At 37.5% G+C, this 5,251-nt stretch carries 5 protein-coding genes; 4 read left to right on the top strand and 1 reads right to left on the bottom strand.

All coding sequences use genetic code 11. From position 1 onward, the window contains the following. Window positions 1-374 precede the first annotated feature (374 nt). Window positions 375-1,211, bottom strand: coding sequence for an AraC family transcriptional regulator (locus tag Q0791_RS24325; protein WP_299011850.1), 837 nt, complete (start codon window positions 1,209-1,211; stop codon window positions 375-377). A gap of 253 nt (window positions 1,212-1,464) precedes the next feature. Between Q0791_RS24325 and nadE the strand changes: the two genes are divergently transcribed. The 4 genes from nadE to Q0791_RS24305 all read left to right on the top strand — a co-directional run. After that, entirely contained in the window at window positions 1,465-2,304 is an 840-nt protein-coding gene (nadE, locus tag Q0791_RS24320; RefSeq protein WP_299011849.1) for an ammonia-dependent NAD(+) synthetase, read from the top strand. Between the two features lie 273 nt (window positions 2,305-2,577). Next, window positions 2,578-2,979: a hypothetical protein gene (locus Q0791_RS24315; protein ID WP_299011848.1), complete on the top strand. Its 402-nt coding sequence runs from the start codon at window positions 2,578-2,580 to the stop codon at window positions 2,977-2,979. Window positions 2,980-3,274: 295 nt separating this feature from the next. Then, the gene (locus Q0791_RS24310) at window positions 3,275-3,910 is read left to right on the top strand and encodes a nucleotidyltransferase family protein (RefSeq protein ID WP_299011847.1); all 636 of its coding nucleotides are present in this window, start codon (window positions 3,275-3,277) and stop codon (window positions 3,908-3,910) included. 519 nt (window positions 3,911-4,429) lie between these two features. Next, the coding region (locus Q0791_RS24305; RefSeq protein ID WP_299011846.1) for a hypothetical protein at window positions 4,430-5,251 on the top strand (822 nt) is incomplete at its 3' end.

The raw sequence follows: 5,251 nt of genomic DNA, 5'->3' as shown, positions 1-5,251 counted from the left end.
GAGAGGGGTGACGCCTAGTCATTCTAAGCGAATGTCTCTCAACAAAGAGTAAAACACGTTTAGTGAATCCTACGGACAGCACTTGTCGCTCCTTTCTACGGCGTTATCACTTATTTATGGACGACCCCAAGGATGGGGAAGGTAGAGCGACGTTTGAACCCAAGCCGAGAATGACTACACTGCATAAGCTCTGCCTTGTATAAAGAAGCGACAAATTGCAGCAGAAATAATCAGCAAAGATCAGCAGACCCTAGATGATTAATCGATTTTAACTGATATTTCATTAATATTAACAATGATTTATTGGTAAGTAACGTTTGAAATGACTGTGGCAATTTTGATTGGTTGTTTTTAATGCAAGGCATCTTAGTATTTTATCGATATAAGCAACGTTGAAAATGACTGGGGGTCATTAAATAAGCGGCTTTAAAGGTTTTATTGAAATGGCTTTGATCGAAAAAGCCCATATCATGGGCAATGTGGGTGGGTTTCTTCCCTCTTAACAAGGCTTTTTTAGCATATTCTAATCTCAGGCACTTAAGATAGGCATGAGGTGTCATACCCGTTGCCGTTTTAAATTGCCTGAGAAATTGAAATTGACTTAAATTCAATTGAGCGGCGAGTTCTTCTAATTTAAAAGAGTGAGAAAGTTGGCTGTGAAAGAGAGATTTAATGTCATTGAGTTGCTTAGGACTTAAAGCGAAATGCTTCTCTGAACGAACTTGATTGTTTTTACAATGACGTAGAATTAATTCGGTGGTAAATGCCATGGTAGCGGTATCTTTGATGAGCTGACTGTCAATATGATGGGTGTCTTGTTGTGCTAATAATTGGTGCAACTGTAAAAAAGTGCGGCATAATTGTGCGTCGGGTAATACTGGGTGCTGAAAATAGCATGAGCTGTATTTGAGTTCTTGTGCAATGTGATGAATGTAATGTATGGGTAGAGATAGGACATTGGCGGTATAGCCTTCTTCTTGATGGCTTGTACCATCATGGACTTCATCTGGATTTAAAGTGGATAATACTGTATTACCTACATGATAATGCTGGCCTTTGTGAGAGTAACGTTGACTGCCCTGTGAGATGAGGCCAACGTGATAATCTAAATGTACATGCTTGTCAAAAGTGAAATGTTGAAATCGAGCTCGACTGATGGCCATTTCTGCAATGCTAGGATGTTGCCAATAATGAATGTAATCTTGTTGCATAGGATGTTATTTAATAACCCTGTTTATCTTATTTTTCAATATTCGTTTGTTAAAAGGCATAGCGAAAATGGGTAAAGGAATAGCACTATAGTAATGCTTGTTCTAATCTCGAACTAGTAAAAAATTGCAGTCATAACTAAGCTTGCCTGTGTTTCCTCATTGGTATCTTTGAATTGCAAAGGTATAATCTCATCACTTTTTAAATGCTAACATGTATTGGCAATAAAGATACTTGATATCAAAAGGAGCCTCAGTGAAAGGTCAGATCATAAGAGAAATGAAAGTGTTAAAGGTTATTGACTCTGCTTTTGAAGTACAAAGACGTGTCGCTTTTATTAAGGCTAAATTGAAGCAATCAAACCTTTATTCTTTAGTGTTGGGGATCAGTGGCGGGGTTGATTCGTCGGTGACAGGACGTTTATGTCAATTGGCGGTCAATGAGCTGAATGAAGAAGTTGGTGCTGATAATCCTCAAAATGTCTATCAGTTTATTGCAGTACGATTGCCTTATAAAACTCAACGAGATGAGGATGAAGCGCAACTTGCTTGCCAATTTATTCAGCCATCAAAACAAGTGACAGTGAATATTGGCCAAGGTGTGGATGCCTTACATTCTGCAGCGTTAAAAGGGATGGAAGAGGCGAATGTGACCAGTGACATTGCTAATGCTGATTTTGTCAAAGGTAATGTGAAAGCAAGAATGCGCATGATTGCTCAATATCAGATAGCGGGCGTGGTAGGTGGTCTCGTGGTTGGAACAGATCACAGTGCTGAAAATGTTACCGGTTTTTATACTAAGTGGGGAGATGGCGCGTGCGATTTAGCGCCATTATTTGGACTCAATAAGCGCCAAGTGAGACAAGTTGCCCGTTATTTAGGTGCACCTGAAGCATTAGTGATTAAAGCACCAACAGCGGATCTAGAGTGTGATACACCGCAGTTAGAAGATGAAGTGGCATTAGGTTTGACCTATGATCAGATTGATGATTTTCTTGAAGGCAAAGAGGTCTCAAGTTTTGTGACTGATAAGTTGATTGCGATTTATAAAGCAACGCAACATAAACGCCAAGCTATTCCAACGATATATGATTAGTCATTATATTTAAATGTCACATTGATATGTTATAAATAACGCTCTTAAATGAGCGTTATTTATGAATGACTAATAATCCTTCACCTTTGTGTATTGTATTTTTATCCATATTATTTTGTTATAAATAAATATAAATAAGCAGTTAAAAATAAATACCTTTATGAAAAAAAGTACTTTTTTATTATAGATAATTTATTCTTACTGAAGTGGAATGTTTTTTTTAGTCTAGAATTATATCGCTCAATAATGGAGTGAATAATAAGGATATCTATCATGAAAACGTTCATATATTCATTGTTAATTAGTTTAGCACTTGGAATGAGTGTGTCATCTCAGGCGGATCCCATTGAAGATTTAAGTATGAATGCTTATAAAGCGGGTTGGTTTCCCAATTTTTATCAAGGGCAAGCCATGACCTGTCCAAAAGCATGTGACGCTTGGGTTGGCACTCGAGCGGAATATGAAAAAACCAATGATGTTGTATCAAAACATGACCTTGCTTATGTGTGTAAGATAACTCAAGATCCTGCCATTATCATGGATCCTCAAAATGATCCTAGCTCACACTGGGTTTATGGGTCACAGTTTGATGATATACCAGCTTGTTTTGCAGGTACTTCTTGGGGACAAACAATAGGCTCTGATTTATTTATGTGTTTGTGCGTTGATTATTAATAAACGCGTAGCCATTTATAAAATTTAATATAGATAATGAAAGCTACATTTACATATTATTAGTTGTAAATGTGGTTTTTTAATTGATATCAGAATACCTCATACAATATTTTTTGTTTAGCTTTGACATAAAACGGTAAAGGCCAGAAACTTGTTGTAAAATGTTTTTCTTTTTAATTACTCATCGAGTTTAAAATGATTAGAAATAAATGGCTGAAAAACAGCCATTTATTTCTACATATGTTTTGTTTAAAATACATTTTTTTCTAGCCGTAATTAATAGGTGAATAGGCCTGTGTACCAACAACATAAAAAATTGATTATTGCCTTGCTTGCGGCAGGCGGCAGTCGCCGTTTTAAGGGCGCGAAGTTAGCAGCGACACTGCCAACGAGCCAGAACGCTATGATTTTGGACTCTTATGCAAAACTCAAACAGCTGACTCAAAGGGTGAATATTGAAGGTGACACGAACCTTGAATTAGAGCTGGTGGTGATTCTAGGGGGACATCAAGCTATTTTGCAGCCCTTATTGCCTGATACGGCGCATTGTGTTGTGAATTCACAGTGGGCCCTAGGCTTATCCACCTCAGTGAAATGTGCAGCCCATTATGCTAAAAGACAACAAGCATCGGGTTTGATGCTTACTTTGGCCGATCAAGTGGCTATTAATTCAGAAGACTACCTTCAATTGATAACACTTTGGTTGCAAGTGAAACAGACTGTGGCTTCAGAGTACTTAAATGCACCTGGAGTGCCGGCGATTTTTAATCATGATGACTTAGCTGATTTTTCTATGCTTCATGGCGATAGAGGTGCCAAACCTGTGCTAATGAAGCATAAAGCGCAAAACCGATTGGATCTTTTGCCATTGGATTGTGCAGCATGGGATATTGATACGCGTGATGAGCTTGAGCGTTGGAAACAAGAGTAGCATTTTTAAGTTGAGTTCATAATGAGGCACTATATTCGATATGTTAACTACTTTTGTTTATTCAGTTGCTTATCAATTTTAAGTCAGTGATTATTAATTTCAATAGGTCAGTGTCTCACCTCAGACTGCTTCTTGTTTAATTGTAAATTTTCGCATAATTTAACGTCTTGAATGGTTATTTACATTAAATGGTTTTTCACTCTAGATGTTGTTTATACATCTAATTTTTCATGTTTTTCCTCTTATTTTGATTACTTGTTAATACATTTTTAGCTACCATACATGACTTCTGGTCTGACCAGAATTTGTTATTTCAACTTCTTTTTTGTATTAGATAAAAGTCGAATGATTCATCATGATTTTACGTACTCGATAGTGGATATGTGAGCCACTATCGGTTTTTTAGTGGATAGTTTTATTAATTTATCTCATGACATTGTTTTCTTAGATAACAAATAGCTTTACTCGAGTATGTAATTCTTCGTTTCGAATTATCTCTAAATTTTAAAGGTGTTGAGAATGACTACGTTTTCAGATATTAGAACTGCTTTAAGTGATCCTTTAGCCGCAAAATCGATTCAAACCATGAATGAGGTTAGGGTTTTTAAGGAGCAGCATCCCGATTCAACACCTGCTCAAAAAATCGTTGAGGCTTATGAAGAACGAGTTCGATTTGGTACTTATGCTGATAATTTTCAGCGTTTTTATCTGGGAGATGAAGCGACAGAGTCTAAATTATCTGCTTCATTGAAAGATACGCATTCAGGCATACGTACTGCGTTTAGAGGGGCTCATCAATATATTGATCTATTTTCTCAGAAGGCCTTATCTCATTTACAAAATGGTATGGGTGGTGTGACTCATATTCCTGAAGATTTTTCCACAGTGAAAACCGCTTTTCATGGTGATAATGATAATGATGGCGCTTGGAAAAAATTAGGTACAGGTTTAGGAAAGGGTTGGTCAGCGGTCGGCAGTGGGATCACACAACTACAAAATGTGGGCAGTGATTTTACTCAAATAAAAACGGCTTTTCATGGTGACGATAAAAATGATGGTGCTTGGCAAACATTAGGCTCAGGTCTAGAAAAAGGCTGGTCTGCGGTTGGTAGTGGGATCACACAACTACAAAATGTGGGTAGTGATTTTACGCAAATAAAAACGGCTTTTCATGGTGATGGTGAAAATGAGGGGGCTTGGCAAACATTAGGCTCAGGACTCGGAAAAGGTTGGTCTGCGGTTGGTAGTGGGATCACGCAGTTAAAAAATGTGGGTAGTGATTTTACGCAAATAAAAACGGCTTTTCATGGTGATGGTGAAAATGAGGGGGCTTGGCAAACA

The organism is uncultured Shewanella sp., from assembly GCF_947495455.1.
Classification (GTDB): Bacteria; Pseudomonadota; Gammaproteobacteria; order Enterobacterales; family Shewanellaceae; genus Shewanella.
Note: the sequence above shows the minus strand (reverse complement) of the source record. Positions and strands in the feature narration are given on the sequence as shown.